Below are 22723 nucleotides of genomic sequence, written 5' to 3'. Positions count from 1 at the left end.
GATCGTCTGTGGTCTCAACGAGCGCATCAAGGGGGCGCCCTCTCACGCGCAGTCGCGTCAATGAGCGAGTATGCTGCCTGCAGCCCAAACAGCTCATGAGCGATTCTCCTATCGCCCCCCGTTCAGTTCGAGCGCTATTCCACAACAGTGTCTTCGCCATTGCGAGTGAACAACGAGGTGAAGGCGTCAAGATCAATCGTTTCTTGGAGAACCTTCACCGAAGCGTCGCCCATCGTGAAGATCGAGCTTCCCTGATGAAAGCTGTAAATCTCGTCGCCGTTATGGCAGTTAAAGGGGATAAACCCGCACTTTTCGAGGTCATGCCCCCAATCAAATCCGGTTTTCTCGTCGGCCCAGCCCGTGCTTTGCGCGCTCTTCTCAGACACCAGTACGCCATTGTGCTCGTAGTAATCGGGGATGCCTGCCTGTTCGAAGAACATGAACGAGTTCGAAAGGCCATCAGTGACATCTTTCAACTTATTAGGAGCCGAAACAGGACGACCAGCTGAAGTCGGCGAAATCAACGTTTGCCCAAGCATGCTGTGCCAAAAAGTACCGGTAAATTGTTCCTTAGCACCGCTTTCCTGCTCAATCCAGCCGGTAACTCGCGTCAATTCCCCACGATCTCTGATCCTACCGGCGGCTATCAACCGCGCTTTAGTGGAGTTTGCGCCCTCAACGTAACGCGAGCAGACAGCGTAGTCCGTGGCATTCGGTAGCCGACGATCTCCCGCGCCAGGAGTCGACGGACATTGAAGCAGCGTTATCGGGGTTCGAGACAACGTCAGATTGGTAACCGGCTTCGCTGAAGTTGGCGGATCAGACCAATTCTTCTCGAGATCCCATTGCGAAAACAGGGCCCCTTGCTCCATATAGGGAAGCATGAACGCGAAAATGTGTTGATCCGGCACTCGAGTCATCGCCGGAGGTAAAGTCGTCTTCGCACTTTCGTAGTTCAGAACAGCCAATCCCAATTGCTTCATATTGCTGATGCATTGCGTCCGCCTGGCTGCTTCGCGCGCCGCCTGGACTGCGGGCAGCAACAACGCTACCAGCACCCCGATGATTGCGATGACGACCAACAGCTCTACGAGCGTAAATCCACGCCGCTGTTCCGCAGTTCCGGCCGAGTTAGATCCATTCATGTTTCGCAAACCTTTCCCACCCGCGCTTCTTAGAAATCGAGGCCGTTAATTTTGAGGAAGACCGCCGTGGCGCGCTGCCCGGCGCCACGGCGATGCTTCCAAATCGCTTCACTCTTACGTTACGACCGACGGCGAACAGCGCCCAAGCCAACCGCTGCGGCAACGCCAATCAGCAACAGGCTCGACGGCTCCGGGACCGCAGCGGCGACGGACCCCGCCGCCGCAACCGCCGGGGTTTGGCCGAACTGATGCTGCCAAGTCAAGAAGTCGGCGCCATCCACTTTGCCGTCTTCATTCGCGTCGCCTTGCGCCTTCGTCGTTCCGGTTCCGAAGCCCGCCTTCCAGGCAGTCAGGTCGGCTCCGTCGACGTTGCCATCTTCATTGAAGTCCGCGGCCAGGAAGTTCCCGCCAGGATTCAACGTCGGGGCCAAGTCGTAATCGATAAATGCGAACGTGAAGTTCGTATCTTCAAGCGACGGAGTGATGAAGCTCAATTGGCGCTCATCCGCCGTCACCTGATCGATGCTAAAAATGCGGAAAGAATTTCCGGCTGCCTCGTAGGTCAGCAGATTGTCCTCAAGACCGGCGGTCGCTTCCGGGGTCAACAACAACGTGCCATCGGCTGGGGTCTTACCCGGGATGGTGAGCAAGTACGAGCCTGAACCCGCTTCTTTCGTCAACGTAAACTGCCCCGGCGCGGCGCCAACTCCAGTCGAGTTGACGACCGTTCCATTCGCGGAAACTCGTCCAGCGACGAGGTTGTCGGCTTCGTAGGGCAGGTAGATCCAGTTGACGGGATTGGTCGTGGCCGTCGTATCGTTCGAATAAGTCTTCACCGTCCAGTTCGCCCCGTTGACGTCCGGAGTGGCAACGGCGAAAGAGTCGATATTCCCCCCCACCTGGGCGACCAGAATTCCGTCATTCAACGAATTGACGCCCGGCAGCGCGACGGTGAGCGAACCCCCTGTCGTCGCTTGCGCTTGTGCCTTCGAGAACGGCGTGTCATTCCCAAAGAAGACTGCGGAGAAATTGACGTTGAATTCCTGCAACGCTCCAGCCACAGCGCCGGGATCGGCGATGTGCGTTGCAAATTCCCAGCCGGCCCCGCCATCCGCTGCGGCAATCATGCCGTAAGCGGCTTGGCCCGAAGGATTGTTGGGAAGCGTCGTATTGTCGCGGAACCCTTGGCTAATCGTTCCGAACATGATCCCGTCTTGCTTCGATGGGAAGACGCCGTTGATCGCAATGCTGTTGTCGCCGCGATCTTGACGAAGATGCTCCAAACGATATCCGGCAGTTCCTTCAGTCACGACGCCGTAGTTGTTCGGAGCCGCTTGCTGCGAAGCATCGACTTCCGTGATCGCGACATTGAAGCCGATGACCTTGTCTTTCAGATTCAACGGCGTGATGTTCGGGCCTGGAGCCGTCGGCGGAGTTGCAAACGGCATGAAGGCGAACTGGAACGCTTGCGACCGTTCGGCGATCGGGGTCTCGAGGTAAGGCTCGATGACGTTCCCGGCAGTCCCTTGACCGTAGTCGCGAGTCTGGATGATCCAGTCAGTTCCGTTATCCGCCGCTTGGTAGGTCAGCACGTTATCCGTCGTGGAAGTCGCCGACCCGGAAATCGGACCACCGGTATTCGTGAGCAGGGTGCCCGAAGAAGGAGTCTGCCCCGGAATCGAGAGCCGATAGGTGCCAATGCCTTCGCGAACGATCGTGAAGGGGGAGCCGCTCTTGTTCATCACGGTCGGCTGCATATTCGGCCCGCTGGCGCCGTGGATGCTAGCCATCGTGATATTCGGAGTGCCGTACGGGAGATACACGAACGTGTACGGATCCGGCTCAAAACCAAGCGCGTTGCCGCCGTGCGTCGTGGCGACAATCCAACCGTCGCCGGTGGGATCTGGAGCCACGGCTGAGTAGTTGTCTTCATTCTTGGCGTGATTCGTGAAGAGCAGGCCTTGCTGACGGGAGTCCGTGACGGTCGGAATCTTCACGCGATGAATGCCGCTGGCGACGCTATTGAACCCAACTTGCAAATCAATGAGATTGACGCCGTGAACCACGGACTGATCGTTCGGATTGCCGCCGTTGGCGGTGCTGCGAGTCGTGCCGCCGATCCAACCCTCGCTGAACGGAAAATAGGCGGCGGCAAGATTTCCGTTCGCAGGCACCGTGGCGGAACCGACGCGGGCGTCGACGACGAGCGCCAGCTTTCCGTCCGGAGCGGCGGCTCCCTGAATGGGCGTGGTCGTGATGCTCGAAATCGGCCAGAACGGAATGCCCAGGCCGTCGCTACGTCCGCCATTCTCGCGAACGCTGGTGAGTAGTACGCCGCTGGTGTAGTCGTCGGTCGCTGACGCGCCGATCCGAATCGGATACTGGCCGGTGACCGCGCCCGACTCAATAAAGAAGTTCGGCGTTCCTTGCCCCGACGCGATCGACACAGCAACGGGATTCGACGTTCCCGCTCCATCAGCAGTAACATTCGCCATTTCAATGGCCTGCGCCATTGACGCGACGCTAACAACCGCCCCGCCTGCCATCGCTGCTGCAAGCCGACGGCGCCAAATGTTCTTCTTCATCGAAAGCCCTCCCATGAATGTGCGTTCCCGTTGAATAGCCGATGCTGGATTAGTGCCCCTACGAGTCGTCAAACCGCGCTCCGGAAGGCGCTCCTCGACGACGGATTCTTCCTCTGCATGACTCATCGAACCTCCCTTGCCGTCCACTCGATGCCTGGCGACTCGCCGCTCCACTGTTGATTCGTGAAGGAGGCGAACAAGCATTTAAGTAATAGACAAGCAGGATGAAGATCCGTTGAAGATCATGCGTTTCCTCAGTGAACTACCGACAGATAAGACGTTGCCGGCGAATTGCGACGCAGCGAACTGCCGACGGCTGAATAGATATGCGAAGAAACGTTACTGTCTCGTCCCGTAAACTCGTTGACGCTTCCTTCAACTCTCGTGATTCGTCGCAGCGCTTCGTCACTCGATGCACCCGCGATCTTCCAAACACGTTCCTAAATCGCTCCGCTGCGCACGGCTCCTGCCGCGGCGTGACCGTTGCCGTTCACTGGCGCGACGCCGATACGGGGAGCCGCACCCTCGACGCCGCCGATGAGTCGACGGTAGCGCTGAAGTTCGGTTTCCGTTTCGGCGTCGGTCCACTTCAATTCCGCCGCCATCCATCGTGCGACGTTCGCCGCCAGTTCCATTTGGTTGTGGTGATAATGCCGCCAACTGCTGCGGCGGATCATCACGTCGTCTAAGTGCCGCGCCGACTCGACGCGGCAGTAGTGGGCCACCGCCGCCGCCGAGACTGGCGGAGGCAGGATGCCGCTAAATGCTTCTGCGTGTCCGCTTTCTACAATTGGCGTCGACGCCGTTCGGCAGGGGCCCGCCTTCATGCCGAGAAACTTCACGATCGCGTCGACTGTCTCTTCGCCCATCAAGCGGTAGGTCGTGAGCTTGCCCCCGGTGACGTCCCACCAACCGGCATGGCTCATTGCAATCTTGTGCCGCCGCGAAATGTCCGACGGGTTGCCGTTCTTGTCGGCCACCAGCGGGCGGAGGCCTGACCAGGTGCTGACGAGATCTTTCGGCGTCAGCTTCGCAGCAGGGAAGCCGTCGTTCACCACCTGCAAGATGTAGGCGATGTCGGCGTCGTCACACGGCGGATTGTCGAGCGGGCCGTGGTAGTCGGTGTCGGTGGTGCCGAGGATCACGCGCTCGCCCCACGGAATCACGAACAAAATGCGGCTTCCCTCGGCCAGCACGACGGCGTCATCCACCGGCAACCGCGAGCGGTCGATCACGAGGTGAACGCCCTTGGTAAGCCGCAGCGACGTCTCGGAGTTCGGCATCCGGTCGGACCACGGGCCGGTCGCGTTGACGACCGAGCGGGCCTTCACGACATGCAGCGTTGCAGTGCGGAGATCCTCAAGCTCGCAACGCCACAAATCGCCTTCGGCGGTCGCGTCGAGGAGCTTCACGTAGTTGCAGGCGATGGCGCCATGACGCACGGCCGAATTGAGCGTGTCGAGCACGAGCCGCGAGTCGTTAGTCAGCGCGTCGTGGTAGCGGACGGCGCCGGTGAGTTCGGTTTGATTGAGACCCGGGACGCGCCGCAGCGTTTCGGCGACGCCCATCGAACCGCTGCCGCCACCCTTGCCGACGCCGCAGAGGAGGTCGTACAGCTTCACGCCGACGCCGAGCTTCCAGCGGGGCCAACCATTCGCCTTCCGCGTCGGGAACACAAACTCCAGCGGATCGGCGAGATGTGGTGCGATCTCGCGGAGCAGTGATTTTTCTTTACTCGCTTCCCACACGAGGCTAACGCGGCCTTGAGCCAGGTAGCGAATCCCGCCGTGCAGCAAACGGCTTGAGCGACTGCTCGTGCCCGAGGCAAAGTCATGCTGCTCGACCAACCCAGTGCGTAGGCCGCGCATCGCCGCGTCGCGAGCGACGCCCGATCCGACGATGCCGCCGCCGATGATGAGCACGTCGAGCGGCTGCTGTTGCAGTTGCTCTAGCCGAGCGTCAGGTGCGGATTGTTGATCAGCCGGGGAACGCATATTTATTCACACCAATAAAAAAAGGCCCCGCGGTGCTACCGCGGGGCCTTTCTCTTTTTTTATCTCTGGCCCGAGATGCTTTTAGTTGTTTTGATTAATCGTCGGTTTTGCCGGCGAGTTCGACTATTATTACTTGCAGGAAAGTTTCCCGTCAAGCTGCTTTGTTGCAATCTCGATCCTTTGGTTGTCAAGCAAAGCGTCACGATCACGCTCGTTCCGTGAACCACTCGTTGCTCTAGCATTTTCTCTGCATGCCGCGAACCACGATCGACAAATGCCTGCGGAAACCGGTGATCCCCGTGGTTTGGGACCCGTCGAAAAACATCGACGCTCTCTCTCAGGCCAGCATGATCATCATGCAGGGCGGGACGCTCGCCGACCTGCCGCGAACGCTCGATCGCTTCGCCGAGCAAAAGCTTTCGCCAGTGGCGATTTTCGCCCACATTGATCTCATTTCAGGGCTGGAGAATAGCGAAGCAGCCCTGGAGTATTTGGCCGAATTCAATCGTTTCGCAGGCATCGTGACGGTGCACCACTACCTCGCCAAACCGGCCCGGCGCCTAGGGCTATTGTCGATTGTGCGGCTATTTCTCTCCGACAGCAGGGCCGTCGATCGGGGAATTGCCGTGGCGACGAAATCGCAAGCCGACGCGATCGAGATTCTGCCCGCCGTCGCCGCGGTGAAAGTGGCAAGCGACCTGAATCGCTGCGGATTGCCGCGCATTGGCGGCGGTTTGTGCCGTACCGAAGCCGACGTCCAAGAAGCGATCGAGAGCGGCTGCCGCTCGGTGACGAGCACTCGCCCCGAACTGTGGGCGCTGAACGCGTAACGAGCAATCTTCTCTAGCCCCGGGCTCCGCCCAGGGGTCGGCCGCCGCATCGCGCGACGTTGCCAACCGGAATGGAAACCCACCCCCGTGCGGAGCCCGGGGGTAGAAAAATGCGCAACAACTTGTTGCGCCAAGCAATGAAAAACGGCATGCCTCCCGCCAGCTAAACGGTCGGCATGCCGCGTTGTACGCTGGGCCCCCCGGCCAAGCGCAGTCTGCACATCGCAGTCGCGAACGACGCAACTGCTACCGGCGACGAATCGCCAACCCAATGACTGCCGCCCCGCAGACCAATGCGAGCGACGTTGGTTCTGGAACGGCCACTGCCACGTCGCCGCCCACTGCGGGCCCGACCATGCGGCCGAGGGCAAGCGTGCTGGTTGCAGCCGTTGAAGTATTTCCCCATGCATACAGACGGAAGGTCACGTTCGTGCCGCCCGATAGGTTCTGCAATGCGGCGAATGACGACAGGTTGATCGTCGGAACCGGATCGCCGGTCGACGTCGTCGTATTTGGCCGGCCTGGGACGTCAGCCGTCATGTACTCGAACGGCGCGGGCGGAGTGACGGGAGCGGTTCCCGACGTCCGGCCAAAATAGTTGAACGTGGAAATCACGATGCCCGGCGTCGCGAAGTTGTCGACGCTCGCCTGCAGCTGCAGGTTCATCGGCGACGCTACCGCCGAGCGACGCAACGAGAAATCGGTCGTCGACAACGAAGCGGTGTAGCCGGAAGCAACCCCGAGGCCCCATTGAAAGTAATCGCCGTTGGCGATCGCGTTCTCGAGTGACGGAGCAGGACGATTCCAGGTGTCAGCGGAGAAGCCGTTCGTCAGAGCGGCGGCGTTGATGCCCGCGCCGCGCGTCAACGGGATGTTAGTGATGCCGACCGGCGAAGGGCTCGCTGCGACGCTCGGAACCGCCGCGTTTGCCACTCCCGAAAGATTGTAACTGACCAGCGTGGCCGCCTGCAGCTGGGCGGCAGCCATGGCCGCCAACGCGGCGATCAGCGAAACGCGGTAGATCTTCATTAGCGATGCTCCTCTGAGGGTGCGAACTCAATGGTTAGCTTGTTGATTGTATCAACTCGCTCAAACAAGCCGGTGAGCCTGGCATGAACAGTCGATGAAGGTCTCGTGAATCTGGCGCTGAATGAACCAGAGAAACGCGAACCAACAAAAAAAGACTCCACGGCGTAACCGTGGAGCCTTTCTCTAATTCTCTGGCTCGAATCGGATATCTAGCGGCCGTCGAAACGGCGAAAAGTTTGTCTGACGTTCGTCGAGATTAGATAGCGATCTCACCACTGTCAACAATTTTGCGGGGCGAGCTCAGCCTCGTGAATTTCCATTCACGCGATCGCGATGCTTACCCCGCGAGCAGCGATCGCGCGCCATCGTCGTCGATGACGATCGACTTGAGGATCCCGCCGCGCAGAGCGCCTCGAATCGCGGCGGTTCGATCGCTTCCCGCAATCGCGGCGACGACATTCGGGATCGCTCGCAGCTTCTCCAGCGGTAAGCTCAGCACGCGTTGACGATAGGACGTCTGGCATTCCACGCCGTTTTCGTCGTAAAAACGGCCCAGAATTTCGCCAACCGCGCCGGCGCGATGAAGTTCTTGAATATCCTTCTGCTGCAAAATGTTCCGCTCGATGAAGACGGAATTCTGCAGGTTGCCGACGCCAACGAGGGCCGTTTCGGCCGCAGCCAGGCGCTCAAACACGTCGCGAGTATCTTTCAATTCGAGCAACTGCTTGCCGACCGCCGCGGTCGGCGCGAATGCCGGCGTGTTCAGCGTGAGGTAGACGCCGCCCCAGGGCTGGGCGAGCGTGCGGGCGATTTCCGACGCATCGTAAGATCCAGGAGTGGAATCGACGTTGCCCATCGCCTGGACCACCACCGGACGGATCGGTCCAGGGCCGCGACTCATGGCGTCGGTTAGCGACTGCAACGTCCGTCCGCCGGCAACGGCCAGCGTGCCATACGGAGCGAGCGTGGCGGCAACGATCGGGCCGGCGAAGTAACCGAGCGTGTTCCGCAAATCTGCCACCGATTGTCCGGCGACCTTGCGGACGACGATGGCCATTTTCAACTGGTAGGCCGAGACGAGCTCCGCTTCCAGTTCGCGCTCGCGAGGCTCGTACTCCGGCACCGTGATCCGCACGAGCCCGCGATCTCGGGCAACAGCGAGCATGCGGGAGACCTTCGCCTGCGAAACGCCGACCATCTTGGCGATCTGGTTCTGCAGAATGCCGTCGACGTAATAGAGTCTCGCGGCCAACAGCAGCTGGGCGTCGCTGTAAACGCCGTCGCCCGTGGGAGTAGATCGCTTCGGCTGGGGTTCAACCATGGCTTTGCTCATCGCTGAAGACTCGCGATTGAATTTGATAAGGGAGAAGTCGGCAATCGAACGGGCCGAAGATGGCAGCGGGAACGCCGGCGATCGTTGACCTCGCCGCCTAAAACCATTACCATGTGAATCTATAATCTGCATATCTATTCAACACCACCCCCGACTGTCAAGTGGGGGTGGTCGCGGCGAGCTTTTTAACACCCGGCGATTAGCTTCGATCGGTGTCGCCGGCGCCAAGGCTAGCAATTGCCAGCCGCCACACAAAATCGCCGTAATGGCCGGGAAATCGAGAGCGCGCGAAGCCATTCGCGCGGCTGAACATGCCGACGATCGAACGAACTTCCGAGACCGAGCTCCTCGCCGCCGCGCTCCGCTCGGCTCGCGATACAAAGTTACTGGAGCTCGATCGGGGGGCTCGCCATCGCACGGCGGCGGCGTTCACCAGCCTCTTCGGTGCGGCGACGGCGATCGTCGTCGGCGACGAGCAGACCTGCGAAATTGCGGGGCGGGACGTTCTCGACTCGCTGCGTGCGGCCGGCGTGCCGACGGTCGATCCGCTGATCCTACCGGCGGAGAAGCTTTATGCTGAATACTCATTCGTTGATCAGATTCGCGAGCATCTGAAGACCGTCGACGCCGTCCCGATCTCGCTGGGCGCCGGCTCGATCAACGACTTGGTGAAGCTTGCCGCGCATCAGGTCGAGCGGCCTTACCTGTCCGTCGCCACCGCCGCGTCGATGGATGGCTACACTGCCTATGGAGCGTCGATCACCTACCGCGGCTCGAAGCAAACGTTCGACTGCCCGGCGCCGAAGGGGGTCGTCGCCGACCTCGACGTCATCGCCGCAGCGCCGCCGTCAATGAACGCGTCGGGCTACGCCGATCTCGCCGCGAAATGCCCCGCCGGCGCCGATTGGATTCTGGCCGATTTCCTTGGCGAGGAGCCAATTAGCCAGTTCCCGTGGGACGCCGTGCAGTCGCGGCTCCGCGAGTGGATGGCGAATCCCGCAGGGGTGCAAACGGGCGATTTCGAGACGATTCGTCGGCTCACCATCGCGCTGATGATGTCGGGTTTCGCGATGCAATCGGCCCTTTCGAGCCGGCCCGCCTCGGGCGCCGAGCATCAGTTCAGCCATCTGTGGGACATGGAGGGGCACACGCACAACGGCTACGCCCCGTCCCACGGTTTTAAGGTGGGCATCGGCTCGCTCGCATCGATCGCGTTGTATGAAGCGTTCGCTCGCCAGCCGATCGAATCGCTTGATGTGGAGCGCATCGCTGACCAGTGGCCCGAAGCGATGGACAACGACGCCGAGATCGCCACGCTGTTCGCGCACGACGAGCTCAAGCAAAAGGCGTACGAAGAAAGCCGCGCAAAGCTCGTCTCGCGCGACGCTGTGCGAGTTCAACTCGCGAAGCTGAAGGCGGGCTGGCCGGAACTCTCGCGTCGTTTGCAGGCGCAGCTCGTCCCACACGGCGAGCTCCGCGACATGCTCGCCGCCGCCGGGGCGCCGACCTTCTCAGAAGAAATCGGCATCGACCGCGATCGGCTTCGCCGCAGCTACCGGCAGGCGTATCACATTCGCCGTCGTTTCACGATTCTCGACGTCGTCCGCCGCGCCGGCCTCATGGAACCGGCGCTCGACGACGCCTTCTCCTCCACGAACTGAACGGCCGCCCGATGGGGATGATCGTCACGAACTCTTCCGCCGATGCGGAAGTCGCCGACCCCGGCGAAACGTCCGCAGAGTTCCGCTACTGGCAGTGGCGGATCTTGCTGTCGTCGATGGTCGGCTACGCCTTCTTCTACTTCGTGCGGAAGAATTTTAGTTTTGCGATCCCCGCGATCGGCGTTGAACTCGGCTACACCAAAGAAGACCTTGGTTGGTGCCTCTCGGCGCACGGCGTGCTGTACGGCGTCTCGCGGTTTGCTAACGGCATCATTGCCGACCGCGTCAACGCACGTTGGTTCATGGCAGGCGGGTTGGCCATTTGCGGAGCCCTCAACCTTGCGTTCGGTTTCAGCAACACGCTCACGTTGTTCATTGCACTGTGGGCGCTCAACGGCTGGTTTCAAGGCATGGGCTTCCCGCCTTGCACCCGACTGATGACTCACTGGTTTTCACCGAAACGACTAGCGTCGGTGATGTCGGTCTGGAACGTCGGCCACTCGGTCGGCGGGGCAGGCGTCGCCGTGCTATGCGGGTATCTGGTCGGCGTCGATTGGCGGCTTTGCTTTCTCGTTCCGGCAGGTATCGCGATCGCTGGCGCCATTGCCCTGGCAATCGCTCTACGCGACACGCCCGAGTCGATGGGCTTGCCGCCTGTCGCCGGGACCGCGCATACAGCCGTGAGCGAAACCGATTCGCTGTGGTCGACGCTGCGGCGGCTGGTGTTCACGAATAAGTACATCTGGCTGCTGTCGCTCGCCAACTTTTTCGTCTACATCGTCCGTTACGGCGTCGTCGATTGGGCGCCAACGTTTTTGAAAGAAGCGAAGGGCTTCGAACTCGAGACGGAAGCAGGCTGGACCGTCGGCGCCTTCGAAGTCGCTGGCATCTTGGGCATGATCTCCAGCGGCTGGATCACCGATCACGTCTTCGGCGGCCGCGGCACGCGGGCTTGCCTCTTCTACATGCTCGGCTGTTGCTCAGCCCTGCTGGTCTTCTGGCTCGTGCCGGTCGAATCGATCGCCGCCAACGCCGCGATTTTGGCGGTAGCCGGCTTCTTCATTTACGGCCCGCAATGCCTGATCGGCATCGCCGCCGCCAATCTCGCCACCAAACGGGCCGCTGCAGCGTCGGCCGGCCTCACAGGCCTATTTGGCTACGCGAGCACGTTAGTCTCCGGCGTCGGCATCGGCTGGTTGGCCGACAAGCATGGCTGGAACGCCGCGTTCGTACTCCTTGCGATCTCCGCGGGAATCGGCAGCTTGCTGTTTGCCCTCTGTTGGCCAGCCAAAGCGCACGGCTACGATTGAGCCTCGCCACACATCGCCTAGTACACCTTCACGCCTAACCTGCTCGATCCATTGAAAGCACGACTCGCCAAACTCCGTCACATCGTCTTCGACATGGACGGCACGATCTATCTCGGCCGCACGCTGTTTAAGGAAACGATTCCGTTCCTCGCCCAGCTGCGCGACCTCGGCATCGGCTACACGTTCGTCACGAACAACAGTTCGAAGAGCAGGGCAGGGTACGTCCAGCACTTGCACGAGATGGGGATCGCGGCGCCGCCCGATTCCGTCGTCACTTCGGCCCACGCGACAATTCACCACATTCAGAAGACGCTTCCTGAGGCGAAGCGGCTGTTCGTCCTCACGACTGAGCAGGCGCTCGAAGATTGGCGCCTCGGCGGGTTCGAGATCGTCGACGACGCTCCCGACGCGGTCGTCGTGAGCTTTGACTATCAGCTCACCTACGAGCGTCTTTGCCGCACCGCGTACTGGCTCAGCAAAGGCGTGCCGTACTTCGCGACGCATCCTGATCGCATCTGTCCGACCGATCAGCCGACGGTGCTTCCCGACTGCGGGGCCTTTTGCGCGCTGCTCGAATCGGCCACCGGTCGCAAGCCTGATGCGGTTCCCGGCAAGCCAAGCCCCGAGATGATCCAGGAAGTGATGGATCGCCACGGCTTGCAGCCGAGCGAGACAGCGATGATCGGCGACCGGCTCTACACCGACGTGCGGATGGCCCGCGACGCGGGAACGTTGGCGATCCTCACGCTCACCGGCGAAGCGAACGCTGCGGAAGCGATGAGCTTGCCCGAAGCGCACCGACCTGATTTGATAGTGAGCGATCTCGACGACTTGTCTCGCCAGTTCTGCGCCGCTCGCGGTGTGTGATTCCTCCGACTCTCGAAGGCGCCATGCTCAACATCCTCCGCCCGCTGGGCCGCTTCTACGCTCCGCCGACGGCGATACCGCAGCGCCCCGCCGAGGAAGTAGCCCGCGTCTACCCAGCGTATCGCTGGCGGATGCTCGAAGCGACGTTCATTGGCTACGCGACCTACTACTTGGTGCGCAACAACGTCTCGCCGATTACGATCGAATTGCAGGGAGCGCTCGGCTACACGAAAGACCAGATCGGCAACATCACGGCGATCACGGCCATCAGCTACGGCCTAAGCAAGTTCGTAATGGGCGTACTTTCCGATCGGAGCGATGCGCGGAAGTTCATCGCCACGGGCCTACTACTGACGGCCGCAATCAACGTCGCCTTTGGGGCCACGGCGGACTACACGACGCACTTCTGGCTCTGGGCGCTCAACGGCTTCGCCCAAGGTATGGGCTGGCCGCCGTGCGGCCGGACGATGGGGCATTGGTTTAGCGAATCGGAACGCGGCCTCACCTTCAGTATTTGGAACACCTCGCACAACGTGGGAGGCGCGGCCACCGGCGTCATCGTCGCCTGGGCGGTGAGCACCTTCGGCGACTGGCAGTACGCGTTTTACGTGCCCGCGGCGATCTCCGTCGTCGGCGCATTCTATTTGCTCATTCGGATGCGCGATACGCCGCAATCGGTCGGCCTACCGCCGATCGAGGTCTACCGCAACGACTATCCTGCTGCGGTTGATAAGTCGTCCGTCAGCGAAGAGCGCGAGCTGACCTTTCGCGAGATTCTGTTCGACAAGGTGCTGCTTAACCCATGGGTTTGGCTGCTCGCCTTCGCGAATTTTTTCGCCTACGTCACGCGATATAGCATGCTTGACTGGGGCCCAACCTACCTGCGTGAAATGAAAGGAGCGACGCTCGAAGGGGGCGGCTGGTCGACGGCCATTCTCGAAATCGGCGGCATCCCTTCGACGATCTTGCTCGGCTGGCTCTCCGACAAACTCGGCGGCCGCCGCGGCATGGTCGCGGCCCTCTGCATGATCCCCATCGTCGCCGCGTTCGCCGGGATTCTCTTCACGCCGAAGGGGTTTCTGTGGATCGACATGACGATGCTCTTCGCGATCGGCTTTTTCATTTACCCGGTGATCAATCTCATCACGATCGCTGCGCTCGACATTGTGTCGAAGAAGGCGATCGGCGCCGCCGCAGGATTCATCGGCCTCATCGGGTACATGGGCCGTACGGCGCAGGCAAAGGGCTTTGGCTGGGCTGTCCACAAGTATGAGCCAATCCTCGGCCGCGACGCGGCGTGGGACATTGTGCTCTACTCGATTCTCATTTGCGGCGTGCTGGCGTTCGTACTGCTGGCGTTCACCTGGTCGATGCGGCCGCGGGCGTAGCTTCGCACGCTGAGCCGTCTGCAGTACATTGACGCTCTACTCTTCAACTCATTAAAAGCATTCAACACAGAGGACACTGAGTTCACAGAGAAATGCTCAGGTCTGCTGCCTGAACGAAAGCGACAACGATCCGCTTCTCTGTGTCCTCCGTGCTCTCTGTGTTGAATGCATTGGCTCTTCGGAGGCGTTCCGTGGCGTTACTGCTCGCTCTCGACCAAGGAACCACCTCCTCGCGGGCGATCGTCTTCGACGACGCCGGTTCGATCGTCGGCGCCGCGCAGCGCGAGTTCCAGCAGCATTTCCCGAAGCCGGGCTGGGTCGAGCACGACGCCGCCGACATTTGGCAGGCGCAACTCGACGTGGCGGTCGAAGTGCTCGCCAAGCTCAAACTGAAACCGGCCGACGTTGCCGCGATCGGCATCACCAACCAGCGTGAAACGACGCTGCTGTGGGATCGCAAGACGGGCGAGCCGATTCACCGCGCCATCGTCTGGCAAGATCGCCGCACCGCCGCGTTTTGCGATCAACTGCGGGCCGACGGCAAAGAAGATCTCATCCGCGACAAGACGGGCCTGCTGATCGATCCCTACTTCAGCGGCACGAAGATCGCGTGGCTGCTCGACAACGTCCCCGGCGCCCGCCAGCGTGCCGAAGCGGGCGAGCTTTGCTGCGGCACAATCGACGCTTGGCTCGCCTTCAAACTGAGTGGCGGCGAGCTGCACGTTACCGACGCGTCGAATGCCTCACGCACGCTCCTCATGAATATTCACGAGGGGGACTGGGACGACGAGCTGCTCACGCTGCTCAACCTGCCGCGCGAGATCCTGCCTAGCATTCGCTTCTCGAGTGAAGTCTATGGCGAGGCGAGCAGCAAGTCGCCACTCGCGGGTCTAAAGATCGCCGGCATGGTCGGCGATCAGCAGGGGGCCCTCTTCGGGCAGACTTGCTTTGATGCCGGCGCGGCGAAAAACACGTACGGCACCGGCTGCTTCATGTTGATGAACACCGGGGCGGAAGCGGTTGCGTCGAAGCATCGCCTGCTGAGCACTGTCGCCTGGAAAGTCGACGGCGTCACCGAGTACGCCCTCGAAGGCGCCGTGTTCATCGGCGGGGCCGCGGTCGGCTGGCTGCGCGACGGGCTCGGCGTCATCAAGTCGTCCAGCGACGTCGAGGCGCTCGCCAACACGGTTGAAGACAGCGGCGGCGTCTCGTTCGTGCCGGCATTCACCGGCCTCGGCGCCCCCGATTGGGATCCGTACGCCCGCGGGGCCATCATCGGCATTACCCGCGGCACGACGACCGGCCACATCGCCCGCGCCGCGCTCGACGGCGTCGCGCTGCAAGTCGCCGATCTGCTCGAAGGGATGCATCACGACCTCGGCCAAGCACTCAGTGAACTGCGCGTCGACGGCGGCGCCAGCGTCAACGACACGCTGCTGCAAATTCAGGCCGACGTGCTACAAATCCCCGTGGTGCGGCCGAAGGTCACCGAGACGACGGCCCTCGGCGCCGCGTACCTCGCAGGCCTCGCCGTCGGCGTCTGGCCGAATCGTGACGCGATTCGCCAGCAGTGGCAAGTCGACAAGCGGTTTGCACCAAAGATCTCCGCCGATGAAGCGGCGTCGCGACGAGCGACCTGGCGCCGCGCCGTCGAACGCACCAAAGGCTGGGCGCAAGAGTAGTTCACGAGGATCGCGTTCGGCTCATCGTCAACCTTCTCTCGGAGTTGAAATCCCATGCACGCCTACCTCGCAGAGTTCGTCGGCACAGCTCTCCTTGTCTTGCTCGGCAACGGCGTCGTCGCGAACGTCGTCCTGCCGCGCACGAAGGGGCACGCCAGCGGTTGGATCGTCATCTCCTTCGGCTGGGCGATGGCAGTGTTCGTCGCCGTCTGGTGCACCGCTGCCGCGAGCGGGGCCCATCTCAATCCGGCGGTAACAATCGGCCTAACGGTCGCCGGCAAGTTCGCCGCTGACTTGGCGGTTCCCTACATCATCGCCCAGCTAGCAGGGGCGATCGTCGGCGCGATCCTGGTCTACGTGTTCTATCGCGATCACTACCCGCTGAGCGATGACCCGGGCGCCAAGCTCGCCACGTTCGCCACCGGTCCCGCGATTCGTCGCGCCAGCAGCAACCTCTTCAGTGAAGCGGTGGGAACGTTCGTGCTCGTCTTCGCGGTGCTGCTCGCAACCGACCCCGTCATTCTCATCGCCAACGAGGCGACGAAGGTCTTCGAACCGGGCAACATGAAAGTCGGCCTGGGCGCGCTCGGCGCGTTGCCGGTCGGGCTTCTCGTCTTAGCGATCGGCCTCTCGCTCGGCGGCACGACGGGCTACGCGATCAACCCGGCTCGCGACCTTGGCCCGCGTTTGGCTCACGCGATGCTGCCGATCCCCGGAAAGGGCGACAGCGACTGGTCGTATGCCTGGATCCCGGTAGTGGGGCCGGTCATTGGCGCCTTGATGGCGGCGGGGGCCTTCGCCGGTGCGCAAATGCTCGAAGCCGCCGCGAAAGTTTAGTAACGATCGCAGCGAACCGACTCGCAAATCGTCCGCGCCGCTGCGCATCGCCTCGCTCCCGCGATGCGCAGGACAATTTATATTCGCAGTAGTGCGCCGAATCTTCACGCTCGGCGGCTACATTCGCCGAATCGTCCTGCCGTCGATTTCGCGACGCTGCTCGTTGGCGCCGCGACCTCTGGAGCTAGCCGCCATGCTTCGTCCTGCTGTTCTCGCTGCTGCGCTCTTCGCCGCTTGCAACTCGTTGCACATCAGTCCGTTGGCAATCGCGCACGAGGGACCCGATCCCGTCTCGCATTGGTACTTCAGTCCGTCGACGGTGAAGGAAGGAAAGGTTGCCGCCCGCCTTGGCCCCGACGCAACGATCGTCGGCCAGCCGCAATTAGTAACCGACAAACTTGGCGCCGCGATGCGATTTGACGGCGTCCACGATTACCTGCGCATCGCCTCCCCGGCTGGCGAGGCCGATGAGTTTCTCCCCGATCAATACCTCACGCTCTCCGCTTGGGTAATCATCGAAGCCCCCAACCCGCAGGGAGCCATCATCAGCACGCTCGAAGCTGACGGAGACGGCGAGAAAGGCTTTCTGCTCGGCTACAACAATCGCGTCTTCCGCTTCGTGCTCGCGGCCCGTCGCAGCGACGACGGCAACGGCAAGGCAACGTTGCTTGAAGGCAAAACGAAGTTCGAGCTCGGCAAGTATTACCACGTTGTCGCCACCTACGACGGCGCCGAGATGCGGCTCTACGTGAACGGCGAACTCGACGCGGTAAGCGACGACCAACGCGGGCCAATCTACCCGTCGCGCTACGCCCCGTACACGATTGGCGCCACGGCCGATCACGACGAGCTGGTCACGCATCGCGGCCACATTCGCGATGTTTCAGTCTACGATCTCACCGCGACCGAGAAGTGGGTGAAGCACGACTTCGACCACGGCAGCGACCTGCTCGAACTCGACGCCGTCGAGATCCCCGACGACATGACGTTCGTCGTGACGCCCTACCTGCAGTTCGTCACACAAGATGGCATCACAGTGATGTGGGAGACATCGCGCTCTGCGAAGGGCAAAGTTCTGTACGGCGAGACGGGCGAACTCGGCCACGAGCAAACCGGCGATCAGGCGACGACGATTCACGAAATCCGCCTCACCGATCTAGAGGCGCAATCTCCCTACGCGTATCAAGTCGAAGCGACCGACGACTGCGGCCGCACGATTCGCAGCCCGCTGCTCACCTTTCAAACCGCCAACAATGAGGAAACGCCGTTCACCTTTGGCATCCTCGGCGATACGCAAGGAAATCCAAAGGTTTGTAAGCGGCTCAGCGATCAACTCTGGATGCAACGGCCGAACTTCACCATCATCCCCGGCGATCTCGTCGATAGCGGGCCCAATAAGCAGCAGTGGGTCGAAGAGTTTTTCCCCGGCATGCAGCCGCTATCGTCGCGCGTCGCGTTCTTCCCCACGATCGGCAACCACGAGCAAAACGCCGCCCACTACTACAACTACGTTTCCGTCCCGGCGCCCGAGTACTACTACACGTTCCGCTATGGCAACGCTCAGTTTTTTATGGTCGACTCGAACAAAGCGGTCGATCCCGATAGCGAGCAATACAAGTGGCTCGAATCGCAACTCGCGCAGTCGGACGCCACGTGGAAGTTCGTGTCGTACCATCACCCGTCGTACTCGTCGGACGAAGACGATTACGGCGATATGTGGAAAGGCGAACGCTCGGAGTACGGCGATACGCGGATCCGCGCACTCGTGCCGCTCTACGATCGCTACGGCGTCGACATTGTTTGGAACGGCCACATCCATTCGTACGAGCGGACCTGGCCGATGAAGGCCGAGAAGGTGCAGGAGCAAGACGGGACGATCTACATGATCACCGGCGGGGCAGGGGGGAACCTTGAAACGGCCGGCCCTATCAAGCCCTGGTTCCAGAACAACGTGAAGCACGGGCACCACTACTGCCTCGCCGCGGTGAATGGCCGTCGTCTGGAATTCAAAGCCTTCGACCTCGAAGGGCGACTGTTCGACACGATGACCATCGACAAACGCGATCGTTCGCCGGCCACCGTTCCACCGGCCGCGGCGCCGGAAACGCAAGCAGCCGCTCCCTAACTTCAGAACGCGACCGTCGAAAACACGACCATCAACTCTGCACGCCTCGCTCCGCCGTCGCTACACTACGGCGATGGCCGATTCGCAACTCCTCGCCGCCGCGCGCACCGTCATTCAAATTGACGACTACTTCACGCAGCTGAAGAGCGAAGCCGCGGCGATTTTCGACGCGGTGAAGGTCGCGGAAGTCGGTTACGTCACGGCGAGCCAAGAACTCGCGGTTCGCCAGTTGCAGCTCTCGTACTGGAAGAGCCGCGTCGCTCTGCTTGAACTCATCGACGAGATTCGCGGCCGCGTCCACCGGCCGGAAGCCGCGACGCCTGAGGAGTTTCTCATCGCGCTCGCCGCGGCCGCGCTGCTCGTCGACTCGGCCCGTTACCTGCGCGAACAGTTCCACCGCACGACGGTCGTCCGCCGCAAGCTCGACGAACCCGATCCCGTCTACGGCATCCCGCCGCGGATGTACGACGACGTGCAACGCTCGCTGGTGAGCGTCGGCAACGCGTGGCATCTTTGGCAGGCAACTCGCTACTACGACGCGCATCGCCAACGGCTCGCCGAGGCCGAGGCCGAGGCAGTGGCACAGTTGACGCCGCTCGTCGATATCATCGATCGCTTGCGGGATCGCCTGCGGCCATCGCTCTGGATGTTTCTGAGGACGCGGCTGCGTGTGCGCGGGCGACGAGCCGTTCGTCGCATCGGTCGCGACATGCTGGGACGCGCGCTCTACGCCGCGCAGGAAGTTGTTTCCACCGGCATGGCGGAAGTGACGGTCCGCCCCGGCCATCGTCCCGGGCTGCCGCCGGAGATCGATCGCGAGATGACGGCGCTCGTCCAGCCAGGCGATGTGCTCGTCGTGCGGAAGGAGTACGCCGCGACGAACTACTTTCTGCCGGGCTATTGGCCGCACGCGGCGCTGGTGATTGGCTCGCTCGACGACCTCCAACGGCTGGGCGTCGCGCAGCACGAGCATGTCGCTCCGCGCTGGCGGCTGTGCGAAGCAATCGCCGCGGAACGGCGCGAGCGCGACTCTTCGTTGCCGACGTCGCTGGTGCTCGAATCGATGAAGGACGGCGTCCGCGTCCGCTCGATCGCGTCGCCGCTGGGATCCGATTCAGTCATCGTGCTGCGGCCGCTGCTCGCTCCGGCGGCGATCGGCAGCGCCATCGTGCAGGCCTTTCTTCACGAAGGAAAACCGTACGATTTCGACTTTGATTTCACCTGCTCGCATCGCATGGTCTGCACGGAAGTCGTCTATCGCGCCTACGACGGCGTCGATGGGCTAAAGATCGAACTCCCGCGCCACATGGGTCGCTACGCCCTCGCCGCGGGCGATCTGCTGCGGATGGCGCTCGCCGGGCGACTATTCCGCGTGCATGCCGTCTACTCACCGGCGCATGGGGGACGGTTAGAGCAGGGTCCACAGGCAGTGGAAATCGTTCGCAGCGTCGAAGGGCGGAACTAGCGAGTTGGCGCAGCGCGCCTACTCCCGCGGCGCCATCACCGAATCGCGTTCCGGCGCATAGTACTCGGCCCGATACGCTTCATCGCTGAGCGATCGCTCTTCCACCAGCCGCAGCGTCACTTCGTGGGCCTGCCGGCGCGAGGCATCGATCGGCAACGTCAGCACTAACTGCTCGACGACGCCCGTCGCGGGATCGGCCCACAGTTCCACTTGCTCCGGCGGCGTGCGGCCATACTTCGATGGTTTTAATTTGCCCGCGGACCAAGTTGCTTTCAGATGGGACAACTCCGGCCCGCCGGGCACGAGCGATTCCGCCGGCAAACGTTGCAACTGGTAGTAATCTCGCATCCGCTCGAGCAGCGTCGAGACCTGCAAATGAGGCAAGTCGGTCGAGGTACGCCGCATCCAGCCCGGCAGGAACTCGTCGCTATTGGCGCGCACGATCGGGCCCTGCGGCGGAATGAACCAATAGCCCACGCCGTCGGTTCCCAGTCGAATCGTGGCGCCGAGCGGGCCTTGCTTCTCGAACAAAAATTTATCGCCGCCGCGAACGGTCAGGTGAGCCGTAATCGGCCGCATCGTGCCGTTGGTTCGTTCGACGAGGACGCTATACGTTCGATCGCGCGGCGCCAGCGCGGCTTGATACGACAGCTCGACCATTGCCATCGCCTGTTCCGCACTCCGCTGCCACCAGAAGCCGACCGCCAGCAAGAGCGCCGCCGCAAGCGCGACCGACGACAAACTGATGGCAGGCAACAGACGGCGGAAGCGGACTGGCCGACGCGAGGTCTTCCGCTTCGGCGTGCGCGAGGGCGATTCCAACTGAGCCAACACGCTCGCCACCGAACGGTCGGTCGCGGCCGCTTCGGCCGGAGCGGCGTGCCCCAGCAACGCGTCTATCCACTGCAAGTCTACGAGGCGCCGCCGCTCAGCTGACGACATCGCCTGCGCGTCGCTCGCCGCGAGCCCATGCTGGCCATCGAGCCACGCACTCGCCCGCTCGTCAATCGGATGCTCGTGTTCGCTGCTCATCCTTCCGCCTCCAGCGCCGCCAGCTTGCCGAGCATGCACTCCAGCAGCAGCGCTCGCGCTCGCTGCAAACGCTTCTTCACCGTCTCCAGGTTGAGCTGCAGCGTTGCGGCGATCTCCGGCGGCGAAAGCTGTTCGCGAAAGCGCCCGTCGAGCGTCGCCTGGTACTGTTCAGGCAGCGCGGCGACGCACCGCCGCAGCGCGTCGAGCTTTTCATCGAGCGTGTCGCCCGGCAGACGCTGCACTTCGCTCATCCGCACATCGAGTTGCTCGAGTGCCGCGGCGTCGCACAGTCGCGGATCGGTCGCGTGCTTCCGCCGCCAGGCGAGCACCAGCTTCGCCGCAATTCCGCGCAGCCAGGGGCCGAAGGGGCGGCTCGAATCAAAGCGATCGATCAGCCGCCACGCGGTCAGCATCGTCTCCTGAAACAAATCGTCGACCGCCGCCTGATCGGCCACCGCCGATCGCAAATAGACGCGGAGCATGCCAGCATGCTCGCGAACCAGAATCTCGAATACGCCCTTCGCGTCCATCGGTTTGTCTTATTCCCCCTCCCTTGAAGGGAGGGGCCAGGGGAGGGATTCACGACGCCAGAAATTCACACGGCGCACAATCCCATACGCCCGTCCGCGCCGCAGCCCGCCTTACCTATTGTCACTTCCAGCCCGCCGAGAGGACAGAAAACATCTGAAATCGGCAATTCCACAGTTTCTCGCTAGAATCTAGTCCTCCCTCGGCCCGCCGGAGACAACTAGCTTTCGTCACACCAACGCTCCTGGGAACGCTCCTTCCTATGCCGCGATCGATCACTCTAGCCGCCGCGACGGCCATCGTCCTCAGTTTGCACCTTGCCGCGGCGCGACTGCATGCCGCGGAACAGAGCACCAACCTCCTGCTGACCGACGTCGCGGGCACGGTGCATCGCCCGATGGAAGAGAAGGGGGTCCAAGCCATCGCCCTGGTGTTCATCACTCCCGACTGCCCGATCGCCAACTTCTACCAGCCGACGCTTCGCGAACTAGGCGCCAAGTTCGTCACAAGCGGCGTGCCGATCTATCTCATTCACTCCGATCCCGACGTGACGGCCGAGGACGCCGAGCGCCACATCGCGAAGTTCAAGATCGAGCTGCCGGTGATCCTCGACCATGACCAATCGATCGCGCGCCGCGTCGGCGCCACGGTCACCCCGGAAGCGTTTATCGTGGACCTGAACGGCAAGACGTTGTACCAAGGCCGCATCGATAACTTTTACGAAGCGCTCGGCCGCAAACGCCGCGCAGCGACCGAGCACGATTTTCACGACGCCTTGGCCGCGGTTGCCGATGGCAAACCAGTAGCCACGCCGCTGACGAAGGCGCTCGGCTGCAAGATTCCCTTTACAACGAACAGCCAACGTTCGCCAGTCAGCAAGTAACACCCGCCGCCGCTCGCCGGCCGGCTAAA

Annotated in this window: 17 protein-coding genes; 10 read left to right on the top strand and 7 right to left on the bottom strand. The window is 62.0% G+C overall.

Going from position 1 to position 22723, the window contains the following annotated elements; genetic code table 11:
• Positions 1-134: 134 nt before the first annotated feature.
• The 3 genes from PLANPX_RS00410 to PLANPX_RS00400 form a co-directional block, all read right to left on the bottom strand.
• Positions 135-1145, bottom strand: a complete 1011-nt coding sequence (locus PLANPX_RS00410) for a DUF1559 domain-containing protein (protein WP_152096817.1) — start codon at positions 1143-1145, stop codon at positions 135-137.
• Between the two features lie 119 nt (positions 1146-1264).
• Complete coding sequence (locus PLANPX_RS00405; protein WP_172991764.1) at positions 1265-3730, bottom strand: dockerin type I domain-containing protein; 2466 nt, start codon at positions 3728-3730, stop codon at positions 1265-1267.
• 440 nt (positions 3731-4170) lie between these two features.
• Complete coding sequence (locus tag PLANPX_RS00400) at positions 4171-5724, bottom strand: glycerol-3-phosphate dehydrogenase/oxidase (RefSeq protein ID WP_152096815.1); 1554 nt, start codon at positions 5722-5724, stop codon at positions 4171-4173.
• Between the two features lie 251 nt (positions 5725-5975).
• Between PLANPX_RS00400 and PLANPX_RS00395 the strand changes: the two genes are divergently transcribed.
• A complete protein-coding gene (locus tag PLANPX_RS00395; RefSeq protein ID WP_152096814.1) occupies positions 5976-6554 on the top strand; it encodes a glycerol-3-phosphate responsive antiterminator in 579 nt (192 codons plus the stop codon).
• 246 nt (positions 6555-6800) lie between these two features.
• Here the strand turns inward: PLANPX_RS00395 and PLANPX_RS00390 are convergent, their stop codons facing one another.
• Positions 6801-7583: a PEP-CTERM sorting domain-containing protein gene (locus PLANPX_RS00390; protein ID WP_152096813.1), complete on the bottom strand. Its 783-nt coding sequence runs from the start codon at positions 7581-7583 to the stop codon at positions 6801-6803.
• Between the two features lie 337 nt (positions 7584-7920).
• On the bottom strand, positions 7921-8904 hold the full coding sequence (locus PLANPX_RS00385) for a sugar-binding transcriptional regulator (RefSeq protein ID WP_152096812.1): 984 nt from the start codon (positions 8902-8904) through the stop codon (positions 7921-7923).
• Positions 8905-9227: 323 nt separating this feature from the next.
• Here PLANPX_RS00385 and PLANPX_RS00380 point away from each other — a divergent pair, with 323 nt between their 5' ends.
• The 8 genes from PLANPX_RS00380 (at position 9228) to PLANPX_RS00345 (ending at position 20251) form a co-directional block, all read left to right on the top strand.
• A complete protein-coding gene (locus PLANPX_RS00380) occupies positions 9228-10577 on the top strand; it encodes a sn-glycerol-1-phosphate dehydrogenase (RefSeq protein ID WP_152096811.1) in 1350 nt (449 codons plus the stop codon).
• A gap of 11 nt (positions 10578-10588) precedes the next feature.
• Positions 10589-11887, top strand: coding sequence for an MFS transporter (locus PLANPX_RS00375; RefSeq protein WP_198421825.1), 1299 nt, complete (start codon positions 10589-10591; stop codon positions 11885-11887).
• Between the two features lie 51 nt (positions 11888-11938).
• Positions 11939-12754, top strand: a complete 816-nt coding sequence (locus PLANPX_RS00370) for an HAD-IIA family hydrolase (RefSeq protein WP_152096810.1) — start codon at positions 11939-11941, stop codon at positions 12752-12754.
• Complete coding sequence (locus tag PLANPX_RS00365) at positions 12751-14142, top strand: MFS transporter (protein ID WP_198421824.1); 1392 nt, start codon at positions 12751-12753, stop codon at positions 14140-14142. Before PLANPX_RS00370 ends, PLANPX_RS00365 begins: the two co-directional genes overlap by 4 nt.
• A 191-nt stretch (positions 14143-14333) precedes the next feature.
• Positions 14334-15824, top strand: a complete 1491-nt coding sequence (gene glpK, locus PLANPX_RS00360) for a glycerol kinase GlpK (RefSeq protein ID WP_152096809.1) — start codon at positions 14334-14336, stop codon at positions 15822-15824.
• A 54-nt stretch (positions 15825-15878) separates the two neighbouring features.
• Positions 15879-16661 (top strand): MIP/aquaporin family protein, encoded by a 783-nt coding sequence (locus tag PLANPX_RS00355; RefSeq protein ID WP_152096808.1) that lies wholly within the window; start codon positions 15879-15881, stop codon positions 16659-16661.
• Between the two features lie 193 nt (positions 16662-16854).
• On the top strand, positions 16855-18786 hold the full coding sequence (locus PLANPX_RS00350) for a LamG-like jellyroll fold domain-containing protein (RefSeq protein WP_152096807.1): 1932 nt from the start codon (positions 16855-16857) through the stop codon (positions 18784-18786).
• A gap of 73 nt (positions 18787-18859) precedes the next feature.
• Complete coding sequence (locus PLANPX_RS00345) at positions 18860-20251, top strand: YiiX/YebB-like N1pC/P60 family cysteine hydrolase (RefSeq protein WP_152096806.1); 1392 nt, start codon at positions 18860-18862, stop codon at positions 20249-20251.
• An 18-nt stretch (positions 20252-20269) separates the two neighbouring features.
• Here the strand turns inward: PLANPX_RS00345 and PLANPX_RS00340 are convergent, their stop codons facing one another.
• Positions 20270-21283 carry a hypothetical protein gene (locus PLANPX_RS00340; protein ID WP_152096805.1) on the bottom strand — a complete coding sequence of 338 codons (1014 nt, stop codon included), beginning with the start codon at positions 21281-21283 and terminating at the stop codon, positions 20270-20272.
• Entirely contained in the window at positions 21280-21813 is a 534-nt protein-coding gene (locus tag PLANPX_RS00335) for a sigma-70 family RNA polymerase sigma factor (protein WP_152096804.1), read from the bottom strand. Before PLANPX_RS00335 ends, PLANPX_RS00340 begins: the two co-directional genes overlap by 4 nt.
• A 260-nt stretch (positions 21814-22073) precedes the next feature.
• Between PLANPX_RS00335 and PLANPX_RS00330 the strand changes: the two genes are divergently transcribed.
• Positions 22074-22694 carry a redoxin domain-containing protein gene (locus PLANPX_RS00330; protein ID WP_152096803.1) on the top strand — a complete coding sequence of 207 codons (621 nt, stop codon included), beginning with the start codon at positions 22074-22076 and terminating at the stop codon, positions 22692-22694.
• Positions 22695-22723: the final 29 nt, after the last annotated feature.

Origin of the sequence: Lacipirellula parvula (assembly GCF_009177095.1) — a bacterium.
In the GTDB taxonomy this organism is placed as follows: domain Bacteria; phylum Planctomycetota; class Planctomycetia; order Pirellulales; family Lacipirellulaceae; genus Lacipirellula; species Lacipirellula parvula.
This window is presented reverse-complemented; position numbering and strand designations above follow the sequence as displayed.

Excerpts from the sequence above, each read along its gene's own strand:
- PLANPX_RS00330 (WP_152096803.1), top strand. The coding sequence starts at position 22,074 with ATGCCGCGATCGATCACTCTAGCCGCCGCGACGGCCATCGTCCTCAGT.
- PLANPX_RS00380 (WP_152096811.1), top strand. The coding sequence starts at position 9,228 with ATGCCGACGATCGAACGAACTTCCGAGACCGAGCTCCTCGCCGCCGCG.
- PLANPX_RS00340 (WP_152096805.1), bottom strand. The coding sequence starts at position 21,283 with ATGAGCAGCGAACACGAGCATCCGATTGACGAGCGGGCGAGTGCGTGG.
- PLANPX_RS00410 (WP_152096817.1), bottom strand. The coding sequence starts at position 1,145 with ATGAATGGATCTAACTCGGCCGGAACTGCGGAACAGCGGCGTGGATTT.
- PLANPX_RS00375 (WP_198421825.1), top strand. The coding sequence starts at position 10,589 with ATGGGGATGATCGTCACGAACTCTTCCGCCGATGCGGAAGTCGCCGAC.
- PLANPX_RS00400 (WP_152096815.1), bottom strand. The coding sequence starts at position 5,724 with ATGCGTTCCCCGGCTGATCAACAATCCGCACCTGACGCTCGGCTAGAG.
- PLANPX_RS00350 (WP_152096807.1), top strand. The coding sequence starts at position 16,855 with ATGCTTCGTCCTGCTGTTCTCGCTGCTGCGCTCTTCGCCGCTTGCAAC.
- PLANPX_RS00395 (WP_152096814.1), top strand. The coding sequence starts at position 5,976 with ATGCCGCGAACCACGATCGACAAATGCCTGCGGAAACCGGTGATCCCC.
- PLANPX_RS00405 (WP_172991764.1), bottom strand. The coding sequence starts at position 3,730 with ATGAAGAAGAACATTTGGCGCCGTCGGCTTGCAGCAGCGATGGCAGGC.
- PLANPX_RS00345 (WP_152096806.1), top strand. The coding sequence starts at position 18,860 with ATGGCCGATTCGCAACTCCTCGCCGCCGCGCGCACCGTCATTCAAATT.
- PLANPX_RS00385 (WP_152096812.1), bottom strand. The coding sequence starts at position 8,904 with ATGGTTGAACCCCAGCCGAAGCGATCTACTCCCACGGGCGACGGCGTT.
- PLANPX_RS00390 (WP_152096813.1), bottom strand. The coding sequence starts at position 7,583 with ATGAAGATCTACCGCGTTTCGCTGATCGCCGCGTTGGCGGCCATGGCT.
- PLANPX_RS00355 (WP_152096808.1), top strand. The coding sequence starts at position 15,879 with ATGCACGCCTACCTCGCAGAGTTCGTCGGCACAGCTCTCCTTGTCTTG.
- PLANPX_RS00335 (WP_152096804.1), bottom strand. The coding sequence starts at position 21,813 with ATGGACGCGAAGGGCGTATTCGAGATTCTGGTTCGCGAGCATGCTGGC.